26 protein-coding genes, 2 rRNA genes and 1 other annotated feature (1 of these 29 running past the window's edge) are annotated in these 26,016 nt (G+C 46.3%); all 28 genes read right to left on the reverse strand.

Annotated features, from left to right (window positions below; all coding sequences use genetic code 11):
- Window positions 1–94: 94 nt before the first annotated feature.
- On the reverse strand, window positions 95–697 hold the full coding sequence (locus tag MHI21_RS22535; protein WP_061831395.1) for a class I SAM-dependent methyltransferase: 603 nt from the start codon (window positions 695–697) through the stop codon (window positions 95–97).
- Between the two features lie 148 nt (window positions 698–845).
- Window positions 846–1,211 (reverse strand): 50S ribosomal protein L7/L12, encoded by a 366-nt coding sequence (rplL, locus tag MHI21_RS22540; RefSeq protein ID WP_010348819.1) that lies wholly within the window; start codon window positions 1,209–1,211, stop codon window positions 846–848.
- A gap of 68 nt (window positions 1,212–1,279) precedes the next feature.
- Window positions 1,280–1,783 carry a 50S ribosomal protein L10 gene (gene rplJ, locus MHI21_RS22545; protein WP_013312168.1) on the reverse strand — a complete coding sequence of 168 codons (504 nt, stop codon included), beginning with the start codon at window positions 1,781–1,783 and terminating at the stop codon, window positions 1,280–1,282.
- Between the two features lie 74 nt (window positions 1,784–1,857).
- Window positions 1,858–2,009: a sequence feature (ribosomal protein L10 leader region), on the reverse strand.
- Window positions 2,010–2,077: 68 nt separating this feature from the next.
- Window positions 2,078–2,770: a 50S ribosomal protein L1 gene (gene rplA / locus MHI21_RS22550; protein ID WP_013312169.1), complete on the reverse strand. Its 693-nt coding sequence runs from the start codon at window positions 2,768–2,770 to the stop codon at window positions 2,078–2,080.
- An 87-nt stretch (window positions 2,771–2,857) separates the two neighbouring features.
- A complete protein-coding gene (rplK, locus tag MHI21_RS22555; protein WP_007432595.1) occupies window positions 2,858–3,283 on the reverse strand; it encodes a 50S ribosomal protein L11 in 426 nt (141 codons plus the stop codon).
- A 73-nt stretch (window positions 3,284–3,356) separates the two neighbouring features.
- Window positions 3,357–3,890, reverse strand: a complete 534-nt coding sequence (gene nusG, locus MHI21_RS22560; protein WP_007432596.1) for a transcription termination/antitermination protein NusG — start codon at window positions 3,888–3,890, stop codon at window positions 3,357–3,359.
- A 22-nt stretch (window positions 3,891–3,912) separates the two neighbouring features.
- On the reverse strand, window positions 3,913–4,104 hold the full coding sequence (gene secE / locus MHI21_RS22565; RefSeq protein ID WP_013312170.1) for a preprotein translocase subunit SecE: 192 nt from the start codon (window positions 4,102–4,104) through the stop codon (window positions 3,913–3,915).
- Between the two features lie 20 nt (window positions 4,105–4,124).
- Window positions 4,125–4,274, reverse strand: a complete 150-nt coding sequence (gene rpmG / locus MHI21_RS22570; protein ID WP_023990562.1) for a 50S ribosomal protein L33 — start codon at window positions 4,272–4,274, stop codon at window positions 4,125–4,127.
- A 334-nt stretch (window positions 4,275–4,608) separates the two neighbouring features.
- Entirely contained in the window at window positions 4,609–5,253 is a 645-nt protein-coding gene (gene sigH / locus MHI21_RS22575) for an RNA polymerase sporulation sigma factor SigH (protein ID WP_016324748.1), read from the reverse strand.
- Between the two features lie 162 nt (window positions 5,254–5,415).
- Window positions 5,416–5,937 (reverse strand): NYN domain-containing protein, encoded by a 522-nt coding sequence (locus MHI21_RS22580; protein ID WP_007432599.1) that lies wholly within the window; start codon window positions 5,935–5,937, stop codon window positions 5,416–5,418.
- Window positions 5,938–5,941: 4 nt separating this feature from the next.
- On the reverse strand, window positions 5,942–6,688 hold the full coding sequence (gene rlmB / locus MHI21_RS22585) for a 23S rRNA (guanosine(2251)-2'-O)-methyltransferase RlmB (RefSeq protein ID WP_013312173.1): 747 nt from the start codon (window positions 6,686–6,688) through the stop codon (window positions 5,942–5,944).
- A gap of 55 nt (window positions 6,689–6,743) precedes the next feature.
- Entirely contained in the window at window positions 6,744–7,202 is a 459-nt protein-coding gene (locus MHI21_RS22590) for a ribonuclease III domain-containing protein (RefSeq protein WP_341162976.1), read from the reverse strand.
- On the reverse strand, window positions 7,199–8,602 hold the full coding sequence (gene cysS / locus MHI21_RS22595) for a cysteine--tRNA ligase (protein ID WP_342418939.1): 1,404 nt from the start codon (window positions 8,600–8,602) through the stop codon (window positions 7,199–7,201). The genes MHI21_RS22590 and cysS overlap by 4 nt, the downstream gene beginning before the upstream one ends.
- Before the next feature lie 24 nt (window positions 8,603–8,626).
- On the reverse strand, window positions 8,627–9,307 hold the full coding sequence (cysE, locus tag MHI21_RS22600; RefSeq protein ID WP_069290484.1) for a serine O-acetyltransferase: 681 nt from the start codon (window positions 9,305–9,307) through the stop codon (window positions 8,627–8,629).
- Window positions 9,308–9,793: 486 nt separating this feature from the next.
- A complete protein-coding gene (gene gltX, locus MHI21_RS22605) occupies window positions 9,794–11,254 on the reverse strand; it encodes a glutamate--tRNA ligase (RefSeq protein WP_342418940.1) in 1,461 nt (486 codons plus the stop codon).
- Between the two features lie 39 nt (window positions 11,255–11,293).
- Window positions 11,294–11,770: a 2-C-methyl-D-erythritol 2,4-cyclodiphosphate synthase gene (ispF, locus tag MHI21_RS22610; protein ID WP_025723806.1), complete on the reverse strand. Its 477-nt coding sequence runs from the start codon at window positions 11,768–11,770 to the stop codon at window positions 11,294–11,296.
- The gene (ispD, locus tag MHI21_RS22615) at window positions 11,767–12,465 is read right to left on the reverse strand and encodes a 2-C-methyl-D-erythritol 4-phosphate cytidylyltransferase (RefSeq protein ID WP_039274950.1); all 699 of its coding nucleotides are present in this window, start codon (window positions 12,463–12,465) and stop codon (window positions 11,767–11,769) included. The genes ispF and ispD overlap by 4 nt, the downstream gene beginning before the upstream one ends.
- Window positions 12,466–12,534: 69 nt before the next feature.
- Window positions 12,535–13,620 (reverse strand): PIN/TRAM domain-containing protein, encoded by a 1,086-nt coding sequence (locus tag MHI21_RS22620; RefSeq protein ID WP_254330788.1) that lies wholly within the window; start codon window positions 13,618–13,620, stop codon window positions 12,535–12,537.
- Window positions 13,621–13,814: 194 nt separating this feature from the next.
- On the reverse strand, window positions 13,815–14,561 hold the full coding sequence (gene pssA / locus MHI21_RS22625; RefSeq protein WP_025723803.1) for a CDP-diacylglycerol--serine O-phosphatidyltransferase: 747 nt from the start codon (window positions 14,559–14,561) through the stop codon (window positions 13,815–13,817).
- Between the two features lie 54 nt (window positions 14,562–14,615).
- Window positions 14,616–15,692, reverse strand: a complete 1,077-nt coding sequence (gene disA / locus MHI21_RS22630) for a DNA integrity scanning diadenylate cyclase DisA (RefSeq protein ID WP_013312183.1) — start codon at window positions 15,690–15,692, stop codon at window positions 14,616–14,618.
- A gap of 12 nt (window positions 15,693–15,704) precedes the next feature.
- Window positions 15,705–17,078: a DNA repair protein RadA gene (gene radA / locus MHI21_RS22635; protein ID WP_013312184.1), complete on the reverse strand. Its 1,374-nt coding sequence runs from the start codon at window positions 17,076–17,078 to the stop codon at window positions 15,705–15,707.
- Window positions 17,079–17,319: 241 nt separating this feature from the next.
- Window positions 17,320–19,764, reverse strand: coding sequence for an ATP-dependent protease ATP-binding subunit ClpC (gene clpC, locus MHI21_RS22640; protein WP_023990572.1), 2,445 nt, complete (start codon window positions 19,762–19,764; stop codon window positions 17,320–17,322).
- A 44-nt stretch (window positions 19,765–19,808) separates the two neighbouring features.
- Window positions 19,809–20,873 carry a protein arginine kinase gene (locus tag MHI21_RS22645; RefSeq protein ID WP_039274956.1) on the reverse strand — a complete coding sequence of 355 codons (1,065 nt, stop codon included), beginning with the start codon at window positions 20,871–20,873 and terminating at the stop codon, window positions 19,809–19,811.
- Between the two features lie 28 nt (window positions 20,874–20,901).
- Window positions 20,902–21,426 carry a UvrB/UvrC motif-containing protein gene (locus MHI21_RS22650; protein ID WP_023990574.1) on the reverse strand — a complete coding sequence of 175 codons (525 nt, stop codon included), beginning with the start codon at window positions 21,424–21,426 and terminating at the stop codon, window positions 20,902–20,904.
- Window positions 21,427–21,495: 69 nt separating this feature from the next.
- A complete protein-coding gene (locus MHI21_RS22655) occupies window positions 21,496–21,960 on the reverse strand; it encodes a CtsR family transcriptional regulator (RefSeq protein ID WP_013312188.1) in 465 nt (154 codons plus the stop codon).
- Between the two features lie 537 nt (window positions 21,961–22,497).
- Window positions 22,498–23,685: a GNAT family N-acetyltransferase gene (locus tag MHI21_RS22660; RefSeq protein WP_342418941.1), complete on the reverse strand. Its 1,188-nt coding sequence runs from the start codon at window positions 23,683–23,685 to the stop codon at window positions 22,498–22,500.
- Between the two features lie 163 nt (window positions 23,686–23,848).
- Window positions 23,849–23,965: ribosomal RNA gene (gene rrf, locus MHI21_RS22665) — 5S ribosomal RNA — on the reverse strand.
- Between the two features lie 77 nt (window positions 23,966–24,042).
- Window positions 24,043–26,016, reverse strand: a 23S ribosomal RNA gene (locus tag MHI21_RS22670) (it continues 955 nt past the right edge of the window).

Consider the following 26,016-nt stretch of genomic DNA (forward strand, 5'->3'; position numbering starts at 1 on the left):
TCAACAAACTAAAGCCATGGAGGGCATCCTAATACTGACATTTTATAATAATATCACAGACCAGGATTCATGTCAATGGTCCTATTGCATTTTCTTAAAAACTTTTTTCAGCCTTCAAAATTCGATAACCTTTATCCTTTGTAACTTCCTCTACATGACCGAAAAGGCTCTCTATCTTAGCACTCGCCGAAGGGGCCCCCTGCTTTTTCTGAATAACTACCCACAAAGCTCCACCTTCGTTTAAATGCTCATAAGCAAGCTCAAAAATGGTATGCACTGTTTCTTTTCCTGCACGTATAGGAGGATTCGTCAAGATCACGTCAAAGCGTTCATCCTTCACTTCCGCAAACAAATCGCTTTGCTTAATGGTGACATTCTTAACCCCATTACGTTCCGCATTCTCTATCGCAAGTTGAACGGCTCGCTCATTAATATCAACCATTGTAACGTGTCCCTCTGGGACAAGCGCGGCTGCCGCCAGACCAATCGGGCCGTAACCGCATCCTACATCCAATACCGAGGCTTGTGCAGGAAGCTGCATCGCTTCAATTAGCACACGACTCCCGTAATCAATTCCCTGCTTCGAAAAAACGCCTGAATCGCTGGCAAAACGGTATGACCGCCCCCGCAGCACTGTTTCCAGGCTCCGTCGTTCATGCGCCGTCTCTGGCCGCTTGGAGTAATAATGATCAGCCATTCATGCCCACCTCTTTCGGTTGTACTACCATCATAGCCTTTACAATAACCTTTCAGACATGCTGGTACTACCGTTTTACAGCAACAAACCCCTTGAAGATCACCTCAAGGGGTTTGTTTTAGTCCATTGTCTGCTAGAAAGCAGTCAATTATTTTACTTCTACAGAAGCGCCTGCTTCTTCCAATTTTGCTTTAATGGATTCAGCTTCTTCTTTAGCGATTTTTTCTTTCAGTGGTTTTGGAGCGTTGTCAACCAGTTCTTTTGCTTCTTTCAGGCCAAGACCTGTGATTTCGCGAACTGCTTTGATAACGTTGATTTTGGAAGCGCCAGCGCTTGTCAAGATTACGTCGAACTCGGATTGCTCAGCTTCAGCTGCGCCACCTGCTGCGCCACCTGCTACAGCTACTGGAGCTGCTGCAGTTACGCCGAATTCTTCTTCGATTGCTTTCACGAGATCGTTCAGTTCCAATACGGACATACCTTTAATTGCTTCCAAGATTTGCTCTTTACTCATGGTTGAACCTCCATTTAAATTCGTATTTTTTTGTTCTCAACTGCTATACAGCAGGTTTAATCCCTAACTTATGCGCTTTGCTCTTCTTTTTCTGCAACAGCTTTAACTGCAAGCGCGAAGTTGCGCACAGGAGCTTGAAGCACGCTGAGGAGCATGGAAAGGAGACCTTCGCGGGATGGCAGTTCTGCCAGTGCTTTGATTTCCTCAACACCGATAACGCGACCTTCTACAACTGCACCTTTCAGTTCCAGTGCATTGTTCTTCTTAGCGAAATCGTTCAAGATTTTAGCTGCAGACACTGCATCATCTTTGCCGAACGCGATTGCAGTAGGACCTGTCAATACTGCGTCCAGTTCAGTCAATTCTGCTGCCGCAGTTGCACGGCGGAGCAGTGTGTTTTTCAGCACTTGAAATTCGATTCCGGCTTCGCGAAGCTGCTTACGCAGCTCAGTTACTTGGGCAACATTCAGACCGCGATAGTCTGCAACCACAGTCGTTACGCTCTCGCGCAATTTTGCAGCTACAACTTCAACAGCTTCTTGTTTTGCTTGAATCACCTTTGCATTTGCCAAACTGTACACCTCCTGATCAATTTATCCGCTTTGTTCGAAGCACCCAATCTGGTGATCTTACAAAGCTTGCTTTCATAAGCATGAAAAAAGCCTCCGTAGAGTACGAAGGCTTGATAAATCTACATGGACGGGACAAGCCCGTCACATGAAACGTTCTATCATAACACCTCGGTAGGAAATTAAGCCCAAAGGCACCTACTGTCTACGGTAAGCATATTCAACTTTAATGGTCAGTCACAAGGACTCACAACTTTTATAGAATAACAAATTTGATTGAACATGTCAATCAAAATATTATCTGTAAACAGATGCGTTCACACGTGCACTTGGTCCCATAGTCGAAGAAATAGCGATGTTTTTCAGGTATACACCTTTAGCAGCCGCTGGCTTCGCACGATTCAAGGCTTCAACCAAGGCTTTAAGATTCTCGTTCAGCTGTTCAGCACTGAAGGAAGCTTTGCCGATTGGCGCGTGAATTTGACCGGCTTTGTCGAGACGGTATTCGATTTTACCGGCTTTAATTTCTTGAACAGCCTTGGCAACGTCGAAAGTAACTGTGCCTGCTTTAGGGTTAGGCATCAAACCTTTACCACCGAGCAAACGACCCAGTTTACCAACCTCACTCATCATATCAGGTGTCGCAACGCAGACGTCGAATTCGAACCAGCCTTGTTGGATTTTGTTGATCATATCTTGATCGCCAACAAAATCAGCGCCAGCCGCTTCCGCTTCTTTCACTTTGTCACCTTTTGCAAATACCAGAACGCGTTGTGTTTTACCCGTACCGTGCGGCAGGACAACAACACCACGAACAGCCTGGTCTTGTTTACGGGAATCTACGCCCAGACGAACTGCTGCTTCAACGGTTTCGTCGAATTTCGCAGTCGCAGCCTTTTTCACCAGTTCAACGGCTTCTAAAGGCTCGTAAGTTGCTTCGCTGTCAATCAGCTTAGCAGCTTCCAGGTACTTCTTACCATGTTTAGCCATAATGTTTTCCTCCTTATGTGGTATTAGCGGATATTCCTCCCACACTTGCCGGACAGTCAAACTGCCGGCACACGTAGATTAATAAAATTAATCTACGATGGTGATACCCATGCTGCGAGCAGTACCTTCAACCATACGCATTGCCGATTCTACGGAAGCTGCGTTAAGGTCAGGCATTTTTTGCTCTGCAATTTGACGAACAGCAGCGCGATTTACAGTTGCAACTTTCGTTTTATTCGGTTCACCGGAACCTTTTTCGATTTTAGCAGCAACTTTCAACAGAACAGCAGCCGGTGGAGTTTTGGTGATGAACGTAAAAGAACGATCCTCAAATACCGAAATTTCAACCGGAATAATCAGGCCTGCTTGATCAGCAGTACGAGCATTGAACTCTTTACAGAATGCCATGATGTTGACACCTGCTTGACCCAAAGCTGGACCTACTGGAGGCGCTGGATTAGCTTTCCCTGCAGGAATCTGCAGTTTTACCATTTTAATTACCTTTTTTGCCATGGATGACACCTCCTTGACTCAATAGTGGTAGACGGACCTATCGATCCTCCCACAAGAAACCTGTAAGAAAAATCTATATTTTCTCCACTTGAGTATAATCCAACTCAAGCGGGGTTTCCCGTCCAAACATGTTGACGTGAACTTTAAGCTTGCTCTTCTCAACCAAAATTTCTTCCACGGAGCCCACAAAATTCGCAAAAGGACCAACTTTAATTCGCACGGATTCCTTAACATCGAATTCAATCTTCGGTTTCGGCTCTACCATGCCCATATGCTTCAGAATCTGTTCAACTTCTTCTGGAAGCAATGGCGTCGGTTTGGAACCCGAGCCTGTCGACCCTACAAATCCCGTAACACCTGGTGTATTGCGTACAACATACCAAGAGTCGTCGGTTTGGACCATTTCGACTAAGACATAACCAGGGTAGACTTTACGCATAACGGTTTTTTTCTTACCGTCCTTGGTTACCAGTTCTTCTTCCATAGGAACAAGAACACGGAATATCTTGTCTTCCATGCCCATGGACTCAACGCGTTTTTCCAAATTGGCTTTGACTTTGTTCTCATACCCTGAATAGGTATGAACGACGTACCATCTTTTTTCCATATCAAGCCACCTGGAACCCTTCCTAGATAATCGCTTCGATCACAGCGGAAATGCCGATATCGAGAACCCAAAAATAAATCGTGACGAACGCAATTGTCCCTATGACAATCAACGTATAGTTGGTCAGTTCTTTACGATTGGGCCAGCGAACCTTCTTGAGTTCAGCCCAGCTTTCAGAGAAAAAGGAAAACAGAGACTTGAAACTGCGTTTCACGCCGACTACACCTCCAAAAACTATCTGGTTTCCCGATGAGAAGTCTGTTCGTTACAGGACTTACAGAATTTCTTCATCTCCATGCGGTCGGGGTGATTACGCTTGTTTTTCGTCGTTGTGTAATTTCTTTGTTTGCATGTTGTACAAGCCAAAGTAATAATTACCCGCATGATGTGCACCTCCCGAAGACATCCAACACCGGAAGTCTCATAATTGATCCTAAAAAAAACCGCGAATTTAGGCCTACCTAAAACACTTTATCACACGGGGTTTTCCATGTCAACGAATGTTTGCATACAATTCGCAGTCCCGGCTGTGGTGCATTTTAACATCTGTGCATCCTTTAAAACTGTTCTCCGAAAAGCTGCTTCAAAAATCAAGGCGATATCTATTATTCATCTTTTTTAGTATAAATCATTTGTAACACTTATAAACCTGCATAGCCTACCCATAACGAATAAAAAAAGACTCGGACTCGAGCCTTTTCCCTGTCAGCCTCTACTTTCAACTATCTCTTACTTCCAGATACTTTTCAAGTTTACGCTTGACCCGTTGCAGCGCGTTATCAATGGATTTCACATGGCGGTCAAGATCCTCTGCAATCTCCTGATACGAACGTCCGTCCAGATACAACATAAGTACCTTGCGTTCCAGCTCGCTCAGAATCTCGGACATCTTGTCCTCAAGGCCCACAAACTCTTCCTGATTGATTATCAGCTCTTCAGGGTCACTTACTTGTGTTCCGCAAATCACATCGAGCAACGTGCGGTCTGACTCTTCATCATAGATGGGTTTGTCCAGAGATACGTAAGAGTTCAGAGGAATGTGCTTTTGTCGTGTAGCCGTCTTAATTGCCGTAATAATCTGTCGTGTAATGCACAACTCGGCGAAAGCCTTGAACGAAGCAAGCTTGTCTCCCTTAAAATCACGAATGGATTTGTAGAGACCAATCATGCCCTCCTGAATAATATCCTCGCGATCAGCACCAATCAAGAAGTAGGATCTGGCCTTGGCCCGCACAAAGTTCCGGTATTTGTTAATCAGAAACTCCAGTGCTTCCCCATCACCTTCATGGACTGCTCCGACAATGTCTTCATCATTTTTGTAATCAAACTTTGACAACATGATATCCTTGAGGTCCACACTCACTAACAATCCCTCCGGCTGCAACGCAAGGTACCCGTTACTCTCTCAAATATAGGACAAGTATACGCGATGTAACCTGATACCGTCAACCACAACAACCTAAAAAAGAAGAGCGCTAACAAAATTGTCAATGGTTTCAAAATGGAGGAGTGCCCAATTATTGGTTTATTCTCTTCTCCATCGTTCAAACAACTTTCGAAGCTCCGGACTCAGTTTGGCATCTAGCGAGTTACGGGACAATTTGGCACTATCCTGCTGGATTCGCTTCTGCACTTCCCTTTCGGATTCCTCAATCTCGATCAGTAATTCCCGCGCCGACACCCTGAGTGCACCTTGTCCAAATGCGACATGTTGCTCTACCTGATCGCTTGTCGCTACGTAAATACTTCTTCTCTTACTGCTCAGCTCCCGAACCAATCGCTCGATGCACTCATCAGCAGTTTCTTTTTCTCTGGTAAAATAAATCTGGACTTTGCTCTGAGCAAAAGTTTTACCTAATCCTGGCACCCTGTAAGCATCAAATACGACGATGACTCTTCTGCCGGAATACGCCTGATGATCCGCCAGTCGTTCAAGAAGTCTGTCCCTCGCTTCCTGCATACCAGATTGTACCAGTGCGGAAAGTTCGGGCCAGGCTCCAATCATGTTGTAACCGTCCACAAGCAGAACATCCCGCGTGTCAGCCATATCGTTAGCCCCGTGCCTGTCGTCCGCGCAATACTTCGTACATGACAACACCCGCAGCTACAGAAGCATTAAGGGAATTAATTTGCCCCGCCATTGGCAGCTTGACGAGTACATCGCATTTTTCACGGATCAAACGGCCCATTCCTTTATTCTCGTTACCAATGACAATGGCTACTGGCCCCGTGAATACTCCATTCCCAAAGACAGGATCTGTCGCTGTAACATCCGTGCCAACTACCCATACACCTTCTTCTTTAAGACGATCAATGGTTTGTCCCAGATTGTTTACACGCGCCACCGGGACGTACTCCACAGCACCTGCCGATGTTTTGGACACTGTTACAGTTACAGCTGCAGAGCGCCTTTTCGGCACAATAACACCATGTGCTCCAGTGCAGTCCGCTGTACGAAGGATGGAGCCCAAATTATGAGGATCTTCAATCTCATCCAGCAAAATTAAAAACGGCTCTTCTCCCTTATCACGAGCAGTGGCGAGCAATTCTTCCACTTCAACATAGGCAAAAGGCGCAGCTTGCGCGACCACTCCCTGATGCTGAATGCCCGGAACCATTTGATCCAGCTTACGCTTGTCTACCTGCAAGACAATAATTCCTGCTTTTTTGGCCTCAGCTGTAATCGGCAGCGTCAAATGTTTTTGTGCATTATCCGCAATCCATATTTTATTTATCGTTCTGCCTGAACGCAATGCCTCCGTTACCGAATGCTTACCGGCAATCCATTCTTCTTCCATCTCTAGCTTCCTCCCGGGAAACGGCCGATGCTTGTTCCATCCAGTCCGTTCCCATTTATGATTTTTCTGTATTTTCCATCTGTGCAATTCCGTACGTAATCAACTCTCTTAATCTGTCCAAATGTCCATCACAATAAAGAGATCCAATCAACCCTTCCAGTGCAGTGGCGTGCCGATATTCAAGCACATCAGCATTTTTGGGCAAACTTCCTGATTTAGCATTTCTTCCTTGTCGCACAATATCGCGTTCTTCTTCCGTCAGTACCTTTTCCAATAGCCCCAACATGCGACTCTGCGCCTTGGCGGAGACTAGCCCTGTGGCTCGGCGGTGCAGATGATTTGGACGCAGGTTGGGCTGTGCCAACAAATATTGCCGGACAGCTACCTCATACACTGCATCACCAATATAAGCTAGTGCAATGGGGGGCATCAAACGAGCTGGCTTGGACGCAGGGTACGGGAACCAGTTCCCCGTACCTGCCGATGCTCCTGATTTCAGTGGCTTATCACTCATTTTCGCCGCCACCGCATACCCTGCGCCGTATCTTCAAGCACAATGCCTTTTGCAGCCAACAGATCGCGAATTTCGTCAGCTCTACCCCAGTTTTTGGTCTTACGAGCTTCGACACGTTCTGCAATTAACTGCTCAATTTCGTCATCCAGCAACTCTTCACTCGGTTCCGAATAAATGCGAAGAACGTTATTCATCGATTGAAAGGTATGCAATACAGCTTGTAGTTCCGCCTGATGTACGACATCTCGCTGCAACAAATGGTTTGCTTCGCTAACCCAATCAAATACAGCAGTAATCGCATCAGGTGTATTGAAATCATCATTCATTTTTTCGCCAAACTGCTTCAAAATTCCGTCGAGCTTCGTTTGCAGTTCCGTCGATACTCCCCCATTACCTTCCAGCGCATTAGCTAAACGATGCTTCACATTGGCAACTGCATTGGCGATCCGCTCGACACTGTTCTCCGCCTGACTCATAGTCTCTTGGTTGTAGTTCAACGGATTCCGGTAATGCGTCGACAACATAAAATAACGTAAAGCCTCCGGCTTGTGATGAGCGCGCAAATCTTTAACCAAAATACCATTACCGAGTGATTTCGACATTTTTTCATTATCTATGCGAATATAGCCGTTATGCATCCAGTAGCGAGATAATGGCTTACCCGTGATCACTTCGGATTGTGCGCATTCACATTCATGATGCGGAAATTGCAGATCCTGTCCGCCCCCATGTATATCCAGTGTATCCCCCAAATAATGGCGAGCCATAGCAGAGCATTCGATATGCCAGCCTGGTCGTCCATCTCCCCAAGGGCTCGACCAATAAATTTCGCCCGGTTTCGCTGCCTTCCAGAGTACAAAGTCCTCAGCATTTTCCTTGCGTTCATCCACATTGATGCGAATACCGAACTGAAGCTCTTCCAGATTTTGACCTGACAATTGTCCGTAATCTTTGAACTTTTTGGTTCGATAGAACACATCGCCATCATTCTCATAGGCATAGTCCTTGTCTACCAATTCCTTAATAAAATCAATAATCAGGTCCATGCTCTCTGTTACACGAGGGTTCATACTGGCAGCAGGAACATTCAATCCTGCCAGATCCTCATGGTAGGCAGCAATAAATTTCTCAGCAACTGCCGAAACCTCCATATCAAGTTCCCGAGCTTTGCGGATTAATTTATCATCGACATCCGTAAAATTCACCACATAGTTTACATCATAGCCCAAGTACTCCAGGTAGCTGCGCACCACGTCAAATACAATTACAGGTCGTGCATTGCCAATATGAATGTAATCATACACGGTAGGTCCGCATACATACATTTTAACCTTTCCAGGCTCCAGTGGCACAAAAGGCTCCCGACTCCTCGTCATTGTATTATAAATTTGAAGCGGCATTGTTATATTCCTCCCTCATGAAAATCATTTTTCTAATTTATTCTCTTGGGTCACCTGATGTTTCTGAGCAGATGCCCCATCCTTCAAATCAGACATTTCTGCACGCAAACGTTCTATTTCCCGTTGAAGTTCTCGCATAGAGTCCACAACCGGATCAGGCAATTGATGACTAAGTCGGTCTGGACGCCTACCATCCTGTCTGACAACTCGCCCAGGGATGCCCACCACCGTACTGTTTGGTGGAACTTCTTTGAGCACAACCGAGTTAGAGCCAATGTTGGATTGTGCCCCAATCGTGAAAGAACCTAATATCTTTGCACCGGAGCCGATAACAACATTATTCCCAATGGTCGGATGGCGCTTCCCTTTCTCTTTCCCAGTCCCGCCGAGTGTGACCCCCTGATACAATATGACATCGTCGCCAATCTCACAGGTTTCACCGATGACAACTCCCATGCCATGATCAATGAACAGCCGATCTCCGATACGAGCCCCAGGATGAATTTCAATGCCTGTCATAAACCTTGATACCTGGGATATAACACGGGCTAGAGTACACCAGTTTCGCAAATAAAACCAATGTGCGATTCGATGTGCCCAAAGGGCATGAACGCCGGAATACGTAAAAATGACCTCCAGCTTACTCCGGGCGGCCGGATCATTATCCAAAACAGTCTGAATGTCGGATTTGAAATGTCTGAACATGTCGCCCTCCTATTCCCTTCATATCCTTGCCGCATCATCACAACACTTCACGTTCCGCCAATTTTCGCATCCACCAGCACTCTTCGACATTTTTCAATCTATAACGAGTCTGAGTCTGATAAAAAAGAAAAAGCGTCTCCGCAGCCTAAGCTGCAGAGACGCATGAACGTGGTCCCACTCTGCTTCGAACATATCTGCTGCATAAAAAGCAGACAGTCCGTCTTTGGCGTCCTGTAACGGGAACGACTCGGCACGCCCTTGTCACATCAGCATTTGACGCTAATGAAAGTTCGGGCGCACGGCTCCCAGGCGCATTTCCTCCGCAGGTCATCTGGACGGCTCTCAGCCTGGAGTTTCCCCTCGACCGTCCTCTCTGGCAGATGCCCATATGCAGTGTACTTCTCCTGTTCGCAGCCTTTACACGTAAATATCAATCCGTATCAATGGAGTCATTATAGCGAAAAGACAACAAATTGACAAGAAATATCAGCCTTTAATTTGTGCCTTGAGACGATCTAGTACCTTGTCACGTCCGAGCAAAAAGATGGTTTCATTCAGATCTCGTCCATGCGTTTGGCCTGTAAGAGCCACACGAATCGGCATGAATAGTTGTTTTCCCTTAAAACCCGTTTCCTTTTGAACTTCCTTGATCAGCTTAGCCATTTGTGGAGCTGTAAATTCCTCGCTCGTTTCAACTTTACCTGTAAAAGCTCTAAGTACCTCAGGAACCTGCTCTTCGGCTAATACAGCTACTGCTTCAGCATCCAGCTCCAGATGTGAACGGAAAAACAACTCAGACAACGCTACAATATCGGATGCAGAAGTCATCTGTTCCTGGTATAAACGAACAAGGGCCTTAGCCCAATCCAGTTGTTCCGAAGACAGGTCAGTCGGCAACAGCCCCGCTGCCTGGAGATGTGGAATCGCCATGCTGGCAATACGCTCAGGATCAGCCTTTTTAATATAGTGATTGTTCAGGTAAGCAAGCTTATTGGTATCAAACACAGCTGGACTTTTGGACAAACGATTAGGATCGAAAATCGAAATCAGTTGTTCCCGATCATAGATCTCTTCTTCGCCTTCCGGGGACCAGCCCAGTAGTGCAATGAAGTTGAATATAGCTTCTGGCAAATAGCCCAACTTGTCATACTGCTCCATGAACTGAATAATGGATTCGTTACGCTTACTGAGCTTTTTGTGATCCTCGCCTACAATCAGCGTCATATGACCGAATCGTGGCGGTTCCCAGCCGAGAGCTTCAAAGATCATCAACTGCCGCGGTGTATTGGAAACATGGTCTTCGCCCCGTAGTACATGCGATATTTTCATCAAATAATCGTCAACCGCTACAGCGAAGTTATATGTCGGAATACCATCCTTTTTGACGATAACAAAATCGCCGCTTTCCTTGGAATTAAACGTAATTTGACCTTTAACGATATCATCAAACGTATATTCACGATCTTCCGGTACGCGAAAACGAATACTTGGTACACGGCCCTCTGCTTCGAATGCCTGGCACTGTTCTTCTGTTAGATCACGATGCTTTCCAGAATAGCGTGGTGTCTCCCCACGTTCCGTCTGTTCTTCACGCTCGCGCTCCAGCTCTTCTTCAGTGCAGTAACAGCGATAAGCCAAACCACGATCCAGCAAATCCTGCCAGTACGTTTTATATATGTCCAAGCGTTCCGTCTGACGATAAGGTCCAAACTCGCCTCCCACGTCTACGCTCTCATCCCAGTCCATACCCAACCATTTCAAATATTTAAGTTGGCTTTCTTCTCCGCCCTCAATATTGCGCTTCACATCTGTGTCTTCAATACGAATAATAAATTTTCCACCTTGATTGCGAGCAAACAAATAATTAAATAATGCCGTTCTGGCATTTCCAATGTGCAGATGCCCTGTAGGGCTTGGTGCATAGCGTACACGAACTTCCGTGCTCATATAATCTCCTCCAAATTGAATTACTCAAGATGATAGCATTTACTTGATAAGACAGACAACCGATTGAGCCGCGATTCCTTCACCCCGTCCGGGAAACCCGAGTTGCTCTGTCGTGGTCGCCTTGACGTTCACCTGGGATAGCTCCTCTGCTTCCAAAGCCCGTGCAATGACTTCATTCATCTGCGGAATATACGATGCCATTTTGGGCTTTTGTGCGATAATCGTAGAATCAATATTCCCCAAGCGATATCCTCGCTCTTTAGCTAGCCCCCACACATGCTCCAGTAGCTTAAGACTGTCGGCATCCTTAAATTCTGGGTCATTATCCGGAAAATGCTTCCCGATGTCTCCCAAGCCAAGCGCGCCTAGGATAGCATCACTAATGGCATGCAGCAGCACGTCTGCATCGGAATGGCCCAACAAACCTTTTTCATACGGAATATTCACACCTCCGATGATGCATGGCCTTCCTTCCACCAGCTGGTGGACGTCAAATCCTTGTCCCACTCTGATCAATTTATATCCTCTCCCTCTGTTTTTACCCATAACGCCGCCATATCCAAATCCTCAGGCGTAGTAATTTTGATGTTCTTGTAGCTGCCTTGAACGACAGTAACCGGAATTCCTAGCCGCTCTATCAGCATAGAATCATCTGTTCCCAAGAATCCCGACTGCTCCGCTTCCTCATAGGCTCGCAGCAGATCGGAAAGACGAAAAGTCTGTGGCGTTTGAATACTCCACAGACTTCGGCGATCCGGCGTTGCTGTAATGATACCATCCCCGTTCACTTGCTTGACCGTATCCTTTACAGGTACTGCCGCTACAGAAGCACCAGTACGCTGGGCTGCCTCAAGGCATGAACGTACAAGCTCAGGTTGAATGAGTGGACGCACACCATCATGCACCATCACCCAATCCGCTTGTAAGTGGCGCAGACCGCGATAAACCGAATGCTGGCGTTCATTGCCACCAGCCACCACCCGTACATTTTTACCGATTTTGTATTGATGAATCCAATCACGGCAGCGTTCCACATCTCCTGTCCCAGTCACCATCACCATTTCATCCACTTCGGGCATAGCTGCGAATATTTCAAGTGTATGTATGAAGATGGGCTTGTCCCGCAAAAGCAGAAATTGCTTGCTCTCCTGCGTCCCCATACGGGAGCCGCGCCCTGCTGCCACAATGACAACTCCTACCCGATTGTTCATTCAAATAACTCCTGCCCTGATCGCTTTGGACGATCCGTATGATAACACATCTACTTCATCATACCGCGTTTATTGAGCTTTTTCCAATAATTTTGGTTTAGCAAAGATCATACGGCCGGCAGAGGTCTGAAGTACACTCGTGACCAGTACCTCCATCAGAGAGCCAATATAGTCACGTCCGCCTTCCACAACAATCATCGTGCCATCATCCAGATAGGCTACACCCTGCCCATGCTCCTTGCCGTCTTTAATAATCTGCACCATAATTTCCTCGCCGGGCAATACGACAGGCTTCACTGCATTCGCCAAATCGTTAATATTCAGCACCGATACACCTTGCAGTTCGCATACTTTATTCAGGTTAAAATCATTAGTTACAACTTTACCCTGCAACACCTTTGCCAGCTTGACCAGCTTACTGTCGACCTCTGAAATTTCCTCAAAATCACCTTCGTAAATGAGCACATTCACATCCAGCTCTTTTTGGATTTTATTCAAAATATCCAGACCCCGGCGTCCACGATTACGCTTAAGTAAATCTGATGAATCTGCAATATGCTGAAGCTCCTCCAGCACAAATTCAGGAATCACAATCGTTCCTTCAATAAAACCTGTCTTGCAAATATCTGCAATACGCCCATCTATAATGACGCTGGTGTCCAATATTTTATGCTCCTCCAGCTTGCGTTCTTCTACACCCGTTCCCCGACCAAAAAAACCAGAACTCCAAAAGGATGACAGCTCGTCCCGCTTTTCTAGTCCAACCATCAATCCTACATATCCGCATATCACGGTAACAGCGGTCTGGATAAGTTGACCTGGGGCCCCCAACCATGAAAAAAGCGGATAAACTGCTAAGGAAAGCATCAATCCCACCGCTAAACCAATCACACCTGCCATCATCTCGTTCATCGGAATTCGTACCAAGCCTTCAATGCCCTGCTGCAATCGATTTGCCACGGATGCCCCTGCGAATGAACACCCAGCCATAAATAGCACTGCTCCCGCCATCATCCAAACAATCATTCCCGGTAAAGACCCATCACTCAACCATTGTGGCATCCACGATACAATGCCTCCTACCCGCTGGTATAACGTATAGCCAAACCATGCTCCGCACAATCCTGTAAAAGTTAAAATAGCCTTTCTCCACATTGAGTCTCTATACCTCCTTTATTTTCGTTGCATATAGTCTGCTGCTTATTGGATACATAGCATTTCTCTTACCAGTATGATCCATTTCCCACATAACTAACCCTGTGTTTTCACTTTTTATGCATAAAAAAAAAGCATTTATCTCCCTAAAATGATTCAAGGAAATAAATGCTTATTCTTGTTCTTGCTTGATACTAGCGCTGTGAATGACGATATTGATCGTCCTGTTCTTCCTGACTGGAACGCTCCCGATCACGTCCACGTCTGCGTGACAGCTTACGAATGTTCAGCTTCATACCATACAATGCATACAGCACCAGCGGTACAAAAATCAGCTTCGACAGCTGGTCAGGGAATTTAACAGCCAACACCACCGCTGCAATTACGACCCATGGAGCAACCCAGATCGCCTTTTTCGGAAGGCCGACCTTTTTAAAATTCGGATATCTCATGGAGCTGACCATCAAATAAGAAACCAGCAACATGGCAATCGACATGTATAACAATGAAATATCGTTATGAAATAAGGACAAAGTGGCTAATACGCCACCTGCTGCCGGAATTGGCAAACCCGTAAAATAACCTGGTACACCAGGACGTACGTTAAATCGAGCCAAACGCAACGCTCCGCACATAGGGAAAATGGCAGTAACCGTCCAAGCGAGAGCCGAATTCGCATCATGAAAAGCAACCATGTACATAATAACTGCGGGAGCAACACCAAAAGATATCATATCTGATAAGGAGTCCAGTTCTTTACCGAATTCGCTTTGGGCATTCAGGACCCGGGCCATTCTTCCATCCAGTCCGTCCAACAACATGGCGACAATAACCATAATAGCGGCAAGACTGTATTTTCCGTCTACAGCCAATAAAATGGCGATCATTCCGAGAAACAAGTTACCTAAGGTACACATGTTCGGAATTGATTTGGTAATCATCTCTTCACCTCAATGTATGAATTGTTCCATTATAATCCTTTCACTGTATTACATTTACATTTGCCTGTCAATGAAAACTTGTTCCTGCAAACGTTTAAGACCTTCTTTAATCGTACGCGCACGAACCTCTCCAATACCATCCACTTCATCCAGTTCTTCTATCGTTGCTGTGATGACATGTGGAAAACGTCCAAACCGCTCCACCAGATTATGAATAATCACATTCGGCAAACGCGGTATCTTGTTCAGTACCCGATAGCCACGTGCAGCAATATACTCCTCTGATGTCGCAGCTGAAGAAGGGTAGCCTAGTAAACGTACAATATGATTCACATCCAACAATTCGTCGTCCGTAGAACGTTTGAGTCCCAATATAATTTCACGAATCTTCTCGTCGCTATCGTCTTTGGCATAATCCTTATACAGCAACCAAGCTTCTTCCTCAATATTGCTGACAAGCTCTTCCATCTGCATACTAATCAGACGGCCCTCATTTCCGAGCTCGTTAATAAATCGTTTGATTTCCATTTTGATGCGCAGCACCATTTCGATCCGCTGGATGACATTAACGACTTCTGGCATGGTAACCAGCTCTTCAAATTCAGATGCTGTCAAATTGGTAGAGGCTTGCCCCAACACGGATCTATATTTTTCTAACGTCTGAATAGCCTGATTAGCTTTCGTTAAAATAACTCCGATTTCCTTGAGCGCATACCGTAATGTCCCCTGATACAAGGTAATAATATTACGCCGCTGGGAAATAGACACAACTAATTTGCCAGTTTGCTTTGCAACTCGTTCTGCTGTCCGGTGCCGAATTCCTGTTTCAATAGAAGAAATGGAGGAGTCCGGAATCAGTTGTGTATTGGCATATAAAATTCGTTTTAAATCCTCGCTCAATATGATTGCGCCGTCCATTTTAGCCAATTCATACAAATAGTTCGGCGAAAAATCACAATTGATGGAGAAACCGCCATCCACGACTTCCATAACTTCTGGGCTATAGCCAACGACCAGAAGAGCACCCGTTTTGGCACGCAAAACGTTTTCCAACCCGTCGCGAAAGGGAGTTCCCGGTGCCACAAGCCGCAGCAAATCGTTCATTTTATCCAGTTGGCTCGCTTCTTTCATTCTCAATGCCCCCTAATCTAATGCGGCTGCCAGTGCATCTGCCACCGTTCCTACTCCTATAATTTGTATCCCTTTCGGATGTGTCCAGCCCTTCAAGCTTTTCTCCGGCATGATCACCCGTTTGAAACCTAGTTTCTCCGCCTCTCGTACTCGCTGTTCCGCTCGGGATACCGCACGCACCTCACCTGTCAGCCCCACCTCGCCAAAAATCACATCATACGGCTTTGTAGGAGCATCCCTAAAGCTGGAAGCAATACTCACAGCTATAGCCAAATCCACCGCCGGTTCATCCAACTTCACGCCTCCGGCTACGTTGAGATAAGCGTCCTGGTTTTGCAAAAACATGCCCATCCGCTTTTCTAGCACGGCTATGATTAATCCCATTCGATGATGGTCGACTCCTGTGCCCATTCGGCGTGGAGAGGGAAAATGCGTAGCTGCAATCAATGCTTGCAGTTCAACCAATACAGGTCGGGTTCCTTCCATACTGGCTACAACAGTAGAACCCGCCACCCCCAGTGGTCGTTCAGACAGGAATAGTTCAGAAGGATTCGACACCTCACGCAAACCGCTTTCAGCCATTTCAAAAATACCAATTTCATTTGTAGAACCGAAACGGTTTTTAACTGCACGCAAAAGCCGATACGTATGATGACGCTCTCCTTCAAAATAAAGTACACAATCAACCATATGTTCCAACAAACGTGGACCAGCAATGGCCCCTTCCTTGGTCACATGTCCTACCAATACCGTAGCAATACCTAGCCCCTTGGCAATTCGCATAAAGCGTGAAGTACACTCCCGCACCTGAGCCACACTACCTGGTGCACTCGTCACCTCAGGCAAATATACAGTCTGTATCGAGTCGATGACCAAAAACTCCGGCTTCAAGCTGTCCACCGCTTCTTCAATCGTCTCCAAATTCGTCTCACATAATACGTATAGGCTGGGGGACAAGGCACCGAGCCGATCTGCACGGAGTTTCGTTTGACGGACAGATTCCTCACCAGACACGTACAGCACCTTTAAACCAGTTAAAGCCAGTTCATTAGATGTTTGCAGCATGAGCGTAGATTTACCGATTCCCGGATCACCGCCCACCAAAACGAGTGAACCCGGCACCACACCTCCACCGAGTACTCGATTCAATTCGCCAATTCCCGTCAAAATTCGTGTTTCTTTGCCACTCTCCACCTCTATAATAGGGAGTGGCTTGTCTTTTGTGCTATGAGTAAGAAGGGAAGACCCCATTCCTTGAGTTTTTACAACGCTTTCCGTTTCTTCGACCATGGAATTCCATGCCTGGCATCCAGGACATTTTCCGTACCATTTGGGCGATTCATAACCACATTCCGTACAGGAAAATTTAGTTTTCACTTTAGCCATACTTTGTTCCCTGGCTCCTTATTGACGACGATGATGTCAAATTTATGTTCATACAGCCCAGAAAGAGCTGTAACAATAAAAGTTTACCATTGAAGCTTGGCGGACGTAAAGCAATATCACAAACTTTCCCAAAGCATTTACCCAACCTTTTCACCGTGTTTTATACACAAAAAGGGTGTCTTCGCAATAGCTTTCCAGCTTGCGAGACACCCTTTTCTGCTATCTTATTTAGTAAACTGCTTTAGGACTTGGCAGATACATTATCCTTTTTGGTTACAGTCAATGCACCGTTCTCCTCATCAATGAAGAGTGAGTCACCTTTAGTAATGTTGCCAGTCAACAGTTCCTCGGACAGGCGATCTTCAATATGCTTCTGGATTGCACGACGCAATGGACGCGCACCATACGCTGGATCAAAGCCTTCCTTGGCAAGGAATTTTTTAGCGTTGTCTGTCAACTCGAAGTCCACCTCATACTCATTCAGGCGCTTACGCAGCTCCTCAGACATGAGTGATACAATTTCGGCAATATGTTTTTCTTCGAGAGAATGGAAAACGATAATTTCATCAATCCGGTTCAAGAACTCAGGACGGAAGCTTTTCTTCAGTTCATCCATCACTTTGCCCTTCATATTATCGTAATCCGCTCCAGCGTCCACTACAGCTGTAAAACCAAGCGTGGAGTTACGTTTAATCGCCTGTGCACCAACATTAGATGTTAGGATGATGAGTGTATTACGGAAATCAACGACACGACCTTTGGAATCTGTCAGACGACCATCTTCCAGCACTTGCAGAAGAATATTGAATACTTCTGGGTGTGCTTTTTCAATTTCATCCAGCAACACAACAGAGTATGGCTTACGACGTACCTTCTCAGTCAGTTGACCGCCTTCTTCATATCCAACGTACCCTGGAGGCGCCCCTACCAGACGGGACGTGGAGTGTTTCTCCATATATTCGGACATATCGATACGGATAACCGCATTTTCATCTCCAAACATGGATTCAGCCAAGGCGCGTGCCAACTCTGTTTTACCAACCCCAGTTGGACCGAGGAAAATAAAGGAACCAATTGGACGCTTCGGATCTTTCAGTCCGGCACGTGCCCGGCGAATCGCCCGGCTTACTGCCTTAACTGCTTCATCCTGTCCAATTACCCGCTCATGCAACAACTCTTCCATATTCAACAAGCGGTGTGTTTCTTCCTCTTTCAGCTTGCTGACTGGAACACCTGTCCAGATTGCAACGACTTGAGCGATATCCTCTGGGGTAACTTCGGAATCTGTACGACCCTGTTGTTCTTTCCATTGGTTTTTCGTCACGTCTAACTCTTCACGGATTTTTTGCTCTGTATCACGCAGCGCTGCCGCTTTTTCAAACTCCTGACTTTGTACCGCTGAATCCTTTTCCTTACGGATATCTTCCAGACGGTTTTCCAGCTGTTTCAGGTTTGGCGGTACAGTGTAAGAATTCAGCCTTACTTTGGAGCCCGCCTCATCAATAAGGTCAATAGCCTTATCTGGCAGGAAGCGGTCGGTGATATAACGATCTGACAATTTTACGGCCGCTTCAATAGCCTCATCTGTGATCTTTACACGGTGATGCGCTTCGTAACGGTCACGCAGACCATACAAGATTTGAATCGCCTCTTCTGGAGAAGGTTGATCCACTGTAATGGGTTGAAAACGACGCTCCAAAGCAGCATCTTTCTCAATATATTTGCGGTATTCATCCAGCGTGGTCGCACCGATGCATTGCAGCTCGCCACGCGCCAGAGCAGGTTTCAGGATGTTGGACGCATCAATTGCGCCTTCCGCTCCACCAGCACCAATCAGCGTATGCAGCTCATCAATGAACAACACGATATTACCCGCTTGACGAATCTCGTCCATAATTTTTTTCAAACGATCCTCGAATTCACCACGATACTTGGTGCCTGCTACCACAGAACCCATATCCAGTGTCATTACGCGCTTGTCACGCAACGTTTCGGGAATCTCATTCGCTATGATTTTTTGGGCCAATCCTTCGGCAATCGCCGTTTTACCTACCCCAGGCTCACCAATCAGAACCGGATTGTTCTTTGTACGGCGGCTGAGTACCTGAATTACGCGTTCAATTTCCTTGCTACGCCCAATAACAGGGTCCAGGTTGTTTTCCTTCGCAGATGCCGTCAGATCGCGTGCCAGACTGTCCAGAGTTGGCGTGCTGACATTAGCTGGAGCACCGTGATGGCTGGAAACAGCCTCGCTGCTACCGAGTAATTGAAGCACTTGCTGACGCGCTTTGTTCAGACTAATGCCCAGGTTATTCAGTACACGTGCTGCTACGCCTTCGCCTTCACGAATAAGACCAAGCAAAATATGTTCTGTACCTACGTAGGTATGGCCCAGTTTGCGGGCTTCATCCATAGACAGTTCGATGACTTTTTTGGCGCGTGGAGTATAGGCAATGTTCGTCGGTTGCTCTTGACCGCGTCCAATCAGCGTTTCCACTTCATCCTGGATTTTTTCCAGTCCCAGTCCTAAACCAATTAAGGCTTTCGCTGCTATTCCTTCACCTTCACGAATGAGGCCTAGCAATATGTGCTCTGTGCCAATGTTGTTGTGTCCCAATCGAACAGCTTCTTCCTGAGCCAAAGCAAGCACTTTCTGTGCACGTTCCGTAAATCTTCCAAACATCATATATCCTGCACCTCCACAGTGTGTATTTCAGATCATTCTATATCTTAAAGGGTTGTGCCTAATTTTTGCCGGATCAGCTTCGCCCGGTACATATCGCGCTCTTCGGTATTCATTTTATCCCCAAAGCTTTTTTGCAGGAACCCGGGTTGTGTCATCACATTCAGCTCATTCATCGCTGCGGTGGAAGGACGCTCCAAAATTCCTAAATCTACGCCAAGACGCACATCGGACAGCCGCTGTGCAGCCTCCTTGGAATCCAATACTGCTGCATATGACAAAATACCGAACGAACGCATCACCCGATCTGTAATTCGCAGCATGGATTCATTCATTAGCCGTTCTCTGGCAGAACGCTCGTGCTCAATAATTTGTAGCACCACGCCATGTAGATTCTCTATAATTTCCGCTTCGGTTTGTCCTAGTGTAATCTGATTAGATACCTGAAACAAATTTCCGACAGCTTCGCTACCTTCACCGTAAATGCCGCGAACCGTAAGACCTACCTGTGAAACAGCAGACAATATACGATTGATTTGATGAGTCATGACTAATGCAGGCAAATGCATCATCACCGAAGCTCTCATACCTGTGCCGACATTCGTCGGACAACTGGTCAGAAAACCTCTCCGATCATCAAATGCATAATCAACATGCGCTTCAAATGCATCATCAATAATCATAGCGCGTTCCCAAGCTTCCCTAACCTGACATCCCGGATATAAGCACTGGATTCGCAGATGATCCTCTTCGTTTATCATAACACTAACCGATTCATCATCGCTAATTAAAACAGCACCGTTACGAGATTCGTTCGCCAAATTAGGACTAATCAAATGCTTCTCAACCAGCACCCGCTTGTCGATCTCATCCAACTCGGATATTTTCAACGTATGAAAAGTACCAAAACCACCTAAATCATCATACTGAAGGATATCCGTTAAGCGTTGAAGTGCTTCTTCCGACTGCTGATTGGTAGCAAGCATGGGAAAAGGCAGATGCTGCAAGTTACGCGCAATTCTCACCCGGCTGCTAATGACAATCTCCGAATCCGCAGCATCACCACGCATCCAGTCACTTAGCGGCTTCTCCGTAAACCGAATATTGGGCATTACGCATCCCTCCTACTCTTCACAAACTTTACTCTTCAGTCATTTCTTTTTCAAGCTCTCTGATTTGATCCCTAAGCTCAGCAGCTGATTCAAATTCTTCCTGTACAATATGCTGTTGCATCTCTTTTTTCAAATCGTCAATTTGCCGTTTAACCTTCAGGCGGCCTCCAGTGCGAACCGGAACTTTACCAACATGATTCGTACTGCCATGCACACGCTTGAACAGAGGGTCCAGACGACTATCAAAGTATTGATAGCACGACGGGCATCCGAAACGTCCCAGCTTACTAAACTGTGCATAGGTCATGCCACAATCCTTGCATTGCAGGTTTTGCGGACCACTGTGGCCTGGAGACTGGCTCTTTGTACTGGAGTCAAAATCCAGCATCCCCGACAACAAGCTATGAATCGAAAAGCCGTTAGGTGTTCCAGGGATCATCTCCCCTTTTTCCTTGGCACACGTCTCACAAATATGAAACTCTGTCTTTTCGCCATTCACAATTTTGGTGAAATGCAAAGTTGCCGGCCGCATATTACATTCTTGGCACAGCATAAAAGCACCTCCTTTAATGTCAGGATTTATACCAATCCCTACATCCAAACGTTAGTCTCTATTCACACACTATTTGGTCGCCAGCAACGAGATCAGCATAGCCTTAAGCAATCTTGCTCGCAGTTGATCACGATAGGGAAGCTTCAGTAATAATGTATCCCTAGATAAAGCAGCCTTCATTAGATTAGCTTCCCTTTTGCTTAAAAAATGGGCCTCCTCTAACTGATAAATCAGTCCTTCTGCTGCCGATTGGCTTATTTCCTCCCCGATGCTCTGATGAAGATGTGTATGGATGGCATGCTGTGCAGGCAGCTGAATTCGCTGAATACGAATGTAGCCCCCGCCACCGCGTTTACTTTCCACCACATAGCCTTTTTCCAGCGTAAACCGGGTGCTAATTACATAATTAATTTGCGACGGCACGCAGGAAAAGCGGTCAGCCAGATCATTGCGCTGAATCTCCACTAAACCTTGGGGACTTTCCAGCAATATACTCTTTAAATATTGTTCAATAATATCGGAAACATTGCGCATTTCATCATCCTCCACTAACGGAAACGCAAGTATTCAAGTACATTTCACGCTCCACAGAGTCCGCCGTATATTGAACTTAACCAAACGGTAAAGTCACGAATCTAAGCTGTATTCAGGCTGTTGCCTATTCTACACTCATTGGAATTGTACCGTTTTGTCTCTAGTGTGGCCTTTATTTGCGATTAGTCATACACTTCTCTTATTTTCATAAAAGGCAGTTCCTAACTATACGCAAATCATTTCGATCCTCGTTTGCTTCTTTGCTATCAAAATTACTTTATACGGCCAATCCACCAAAATACTTCTACAGAACCTCACGAGGTTTGATTGACTTTGACTTTCTTTGACTATATTCATATTATAGCACATTATTCATTTTTGCCAAGGGGTCAATACCATTTTTCGCAATCTAATTATGTTTTATACAATACCATAAAAAAACTCTTCCCAATTACAGAAAGAGTTTTGAAAATTATAATAATCACACAAGTTATATTCCTGAAAAACGAAGCATAAGAAGACCTAAATGGGCCTTTATCAGAAAAAATCCAATAAGAACGTTTGTTTTACTGGTATTACACGTTTAAGTGCAGACACAGATTCACTGTCCCCTTCAATACGCCCCCACTTATACAGATCATCAGCCTGCTGGTAGCCAAGCATCAGAGTCGTCAATGACTGAATCCCAAGTTTCAAGTCAGCTACCATAGCGTTTTCAGATGAATTGCTTGTATCCACTCTCTCCAGATGTCCTTGCCCTTCCGTAGTAATTGTTAATCTCCATACTCCTTCATTCCATGGTGCATATCGATCTGTCAGATTTAAGGTTAAACGTGTTTCCTCTCCAACCTGCTCAAAAGGGTATCTTTCTACAAAAGCAGCTGCATCCACAATACGGCCCATAAAATAAGGCACGGTCTCCTGTTGAATTCGCGGATCATCAAGTAAAAATGGCAGATTGTCATCTGCTGGAACGTAAATAAATTTACCATGGGTTATCATGGAGTCATGATTTGCAAAATAAGTCCATAAAGCCTGACGGGCCGCCTCATTTTCATAAACCAACTCATCACAATTCAACTGTTTATCTTCAATTTTGTATAGTGCATATCCCTGAGGTTCGCCTGTTTCTGAGTAATATATCGCAGTTCGATAGTTCTCCTTTAAAATCCGCTCTTGCCACCATTCCTTATCTCGTACCAGCGTGCCATTATAACGAGATGCATACGCTTGATACACTTGGTCCATTTCTAAAATATCTTTGACATCGCGTTTGACTGTACCTTCTGTTTTAAGTTTTGCAGGGAATTTTTCAATGGGAATGACATACTTCTTGTATTCAATATACGTTTCCCATCCAAATTTACGATAGAAGGCAAAGGAGAAGGGATGCAGAAAAGAAAGGCTTTGTCCCGCAGACTTCATCTCTTCAAGCGCATGCGTCAACAAACGTGAAACCATGCCTCCGCGACGCCTTTCTGGCCATGTTGCCACACCAGCAATGCCTCCCATATCAAAAACCTGACCGTTTATGTATACCTGTAGCGGTAACAAAGTCAGTTTAGCATTCAATTCATGTCCGTCGAATATTCCCCATGTTTGCTCTGGTTTGAACTTCTTCCTAGCTTTCTCCAGATCCTCCAGGGACATTGTAAACTGAAAAGCATATTGAGATAATTCAATAGCCGCTTCAAATTCCTTACGTTGTAATTGTCTGATCTCCATAACTTCGTCACCTCGCTTGTATACTTGGGCATCCATAAAAAGATTACACACTTAGAGTGTGGCAAACCCCATTCTCTCTGTCAACCTTAGAAACAGGTGGTCATCTAAAAACGCATAAAAAAAGGATGATAATCTCAATGAGATTATCATCCTTTTCACTTTTGCTTGGCGACGTCCTACTCTCCCAGGACCCTGCGGTCCAAGTACCATCGGCGCTGGAGGGCTTAACGGTCGTGTTCGGGATGGGTACGTGTGGAACCCCTCCGCTATCGCCACCAAACATGAATTTACATCGTAAATTCTACCTTCAAGGTTACACCCTGAAAACTGGATCCGAAACTCATTTGCGTTTTATTTTAGGATAAGCCCTCGACCGATTAGTATTGGTCAGCTCCATGCATTACTGCACTTCCACCCCCAACCTATCTACCTCGTCGTCTTCAAGGGGTCTTACATACTGGGAAATCTCATCTTGAGGGGGGCTTCACGCTTAGATGCTTTCAGCGCTTATCCCTTCCGTACATAGCTACCCAGCGGTGCTCCTGGCGGAACAACTGGTACACCAGCGGTACGTCCATCCCGGTCCTCTCGTACTAAGGACAGCTCCTCTCAAATTTCCTACGCCCACGACAGATAGGGACCGAACTGTCTCACGACGTTCTGAACCCAGCTCGCGTACCGCTTTAATGGGCGAACAGCCCAACCCTTGGGACCTACTTCAGCCCCAGGATGCGATGAGCCGACATCGAGGTGCCAAACCTCCCCGTCGATGTGGACTCTTGGGGGAGATAAGCCTGTTATCCCCAGGGTAGCTTTTATCCGTTGAGCGATGGCCCTTCCATGCGGTACCACCGGATCACTAAGCCCGACTTTCGTCCCTGCTCGACTTGTAGGTCTCGCAGTCAAGCTCCCTTCTGCCTTTGCACTCTTCGAATGATTTCCAACCATTCTGAGGGAACCTTGGGGCGCCTCCGTTACTCTTTAGGAGGCGACCGCCCCAGTCAAACTGCCCACCTGACACTGTCCTCGCACCGGATCACGGTACCAAGTTAGAACCTAGATACGATCAGGGTGGTATCCCAAGGATGCCTCCTCTCAAGCTGGCGCTCAAGATTCTACGGCTCCCACCTATCCTGTACAGATCGTACCCAAATTCAATATCAAGCTGCAGTAAAGCTCCATGGGGTCTTTCCGTCTTGTCGCGGGTAACCTGCATCTTCACAGGTATTAAAATTTCACCGGATCTCTCGTTGAGACAGCGCCCAAGTCGTTACGCCATTCGTGCGGGTCAGAATTTACCTGACAAGGAATTTCGCTACCTTAGGACCGTTATAGTTACGGCCGCCGTTTACTGGGGCTTCGGTTCATAGCTTCGCCCCGAAGGGCTTACCACTCCCCTTAACCTTCCAGCACCGGGCAGGCGTCAGCCCGTATACTTCGCCTTGCGGCTTCGCACAGACCTGTGTTTTTGCTAAACAGTCGCTTGGGCCTTTTCACTGCGGCCCCCTCGGGCTATTCACCCTACCGAGGCACCCCTTCTCCCGAAGTTACGGGGTCATTTTGCCGAGTTCCTTAACGAGAGTTCTTCCGCGCGCCTTAGAATTCTCTTCTCGCCTACCTGTGTCGGTTTGCGGTACGGGCACCTTCTCCTGGCTAGAGGCTTTTCTTGGCAGTCTGAGATCATGACCTTCGCTACTACAATTTTCGCTCCCCATCACAGCCCAGCCTTAACGATGTGCGGATTTGCCTACACATCAGCCTCACTGCTTAGACGGACATCCATCAGTCCGCGTCACTACCCTACTGCGTCACCCCATTGCTCATAACGGATTACGGTGGTACAGGAATTTCGACCTGTTGTCCTTCGACTACGCCTATCGGCCTCGCCTTAGGTCCCGACTTACCCTGAGCGGACGAACCTTCCTCAGGAACCCTTAGGCTTTCGGCGGATCTGATTCTCACAGATCTTTTCGTTACTCATACCGGCATTCTCACTTGAATGCAGTCCAGCGCTCCTTACGGTACACCTTCAACCCGCATTCAACGCTCCCCTACCCCTGATGCAATGCATCAAGCCATAGCTTCGGTGGTGTGTTTAGCCCCGTTACATTTTCGGCGCAGAGTCACTCGACCAGTGAGCTATTACGCACTCTTTCAATGGTGGCTGCTTCTAAGCCAACATCCTGGTTGTCTGTGCAACTCCACATCCTTTCCCACTTAACACACACTTGGGGACCTTAGCTGATGGTCTGGGCTGTTTCCCTTTCGACAATGGATCTTAGCACTCACTGTCTGACTCCCGGAACTAAATCTATGGCATTCGGAGTTTGA

The sequence above is a fragment of the Paenibacillus sp. FSL H8-0168 genome (assembly GCF_038592955.1).
GTDB classification, from domain to species: domain Bacteria; phylum Bacillota; class Bacilli; order Paenibacillales; family Paenibacillaceae; genus Paenibacillus; species Paenibacillus polymyxa_B.

Coding starts and splice junctions, on each gene's coding strand:
- MHI21_RS22535 (WP_061831395.1), bottom strand. CDS start 697: ATGGCTGATCATTATTACTCCAAGCGGCCAGAGACGGCGCATGAACGA.
- rplA (WP_013312169.1), bottom strand. CDS start 2,770: ATGGCTAAACATGGTAAGAAGTACCTGGAAGCTGCTAAGCTGATTGAC.
- MHI21_RS22620 (WP_254330788.1), bottom strand. CDS start 13,620: ATGTGGAGAAAGGCTATTTTAACTTTTACAGGATTGTGCGGAGCATGG.
- MHI21_RS22590 (WP_341162976.1), bottom strand. CDS start 7,202: ATGAGTGATAAGCCACTGAAATCAGGAGCATCGGCAGGTACGGGGAAC.
- MHI21_RS22655 (WP_013312188.1), bottom strand. CDS start 21,960: ATGCGCAATGTTTCCGATATTATTGAACAATATTTAAAGAGTATATTG.
- MHI21_RS22660 (WP_342418941.1), bottom strand. CDS start 23,685: ATGGAGATCAGACAATTACAACGTAAGGAATTTGAAGCGGCTATTGAA.
- rplL (WP_010348819.1), bottom strand. CDS start 1,211: ATGAGTAAAGAGCAAATCTTGGAAGCAATTAAAGGTATGTCCGTATTG.
- rplK (WP_007432595.1), bottom strand. CDS start 3,283: ATGGCAAAAAAGGTAATTAAAATGGTAAAACTGCAGATTCCTGCAGGG.
- nusG (WP_007432596.1), bottom strand. CDS start 3,890: ATGGAAAAAAGATGGTACGTCGTTCATACCTATTCAGGGTATGAGAAC.
- pssA (WP_025723803.1), bottom strand. CDS start 14,561: ATGATTACCAAATCAATTCCGAACATGTGTACCTTAGGTAACTTGTTT.
- gltX (WP_342418940.1), bottom strand. CDS start 11,254: ATGAGCACGGAAGTTCGTGTACGCTATGCACCAAGCCCTACAGGGCAT.
- MHI21_RS22645 (WP_039274956.1), bottom strand. CDS start 20,873: ATGCCCAATATTCGGTTTACGGAGAAGCCGCTAAGTGACTGGATGCGT.
- rpmG (WP_023990562.1), bottom strand. CDS start 4,274: ATGCGGGTAATTATTACTTTGGCTTGTACAACATGCAAACAAAGAAAT.
- cysS (WP_342418939.1), bottom strand. CDS start 8,602: ATGCCGCTTCAAATTTATAATACAATGACGAGGAGTCGGGAGCCTTTT.
- rlmB (WP_013312173.1), bottom strand. CDS start 6,688: ATGGAAGAAGAATGGATTGCCGGTAAGCATTCGGTAACGGAGGCATTG.
- radA (WP_013312184.1), bottom strand. CDS start 17,078: ATGGCTAAAGTGAAAACTAAATTTTCCTGTACGGAATGTGGTTATGAA.
- clpC (WP_023990572.1), bottom strand. CDS start 19,764: ATGATGTTTGGAAGATTTACGGAACGTGCACAGAAAGTGCTTGCTTTG.
- MHI21_RS22650 (WP_023990574.1), bottom strand. CDS start 21,426: ATGCTGTGCCAAGAATGTAATATGCGGCCGGCAACTTTGCATTTCACC.
- disA (WP_013312183.1), bottom strand. CDS start 15,692: ATGAAAGAAGCGAGCCAACTGGATAAAATGAACGATTTGCTGCGGCTT.
- MHI21_RS22580 (WP_007432599.1), bottom strand. CDS start 5,937: ATGGCTGACACGCGGGATGTTCTGCTTGTGGACGGTTACAACATGATT.
- cysE (WP_069290484.1), bottom strand. CDS start 9,307: ATGTTCAGACATTTCAAATCCGACATTCAGACTGTTTTGGATAATGAT.
- ispD (WP_039274950.1), bottom strand. CDS start 12,465: ATGAACAATCGGGTAGGAGTTGTCATTGTGGCAGCAGGGCGCGGCTCC.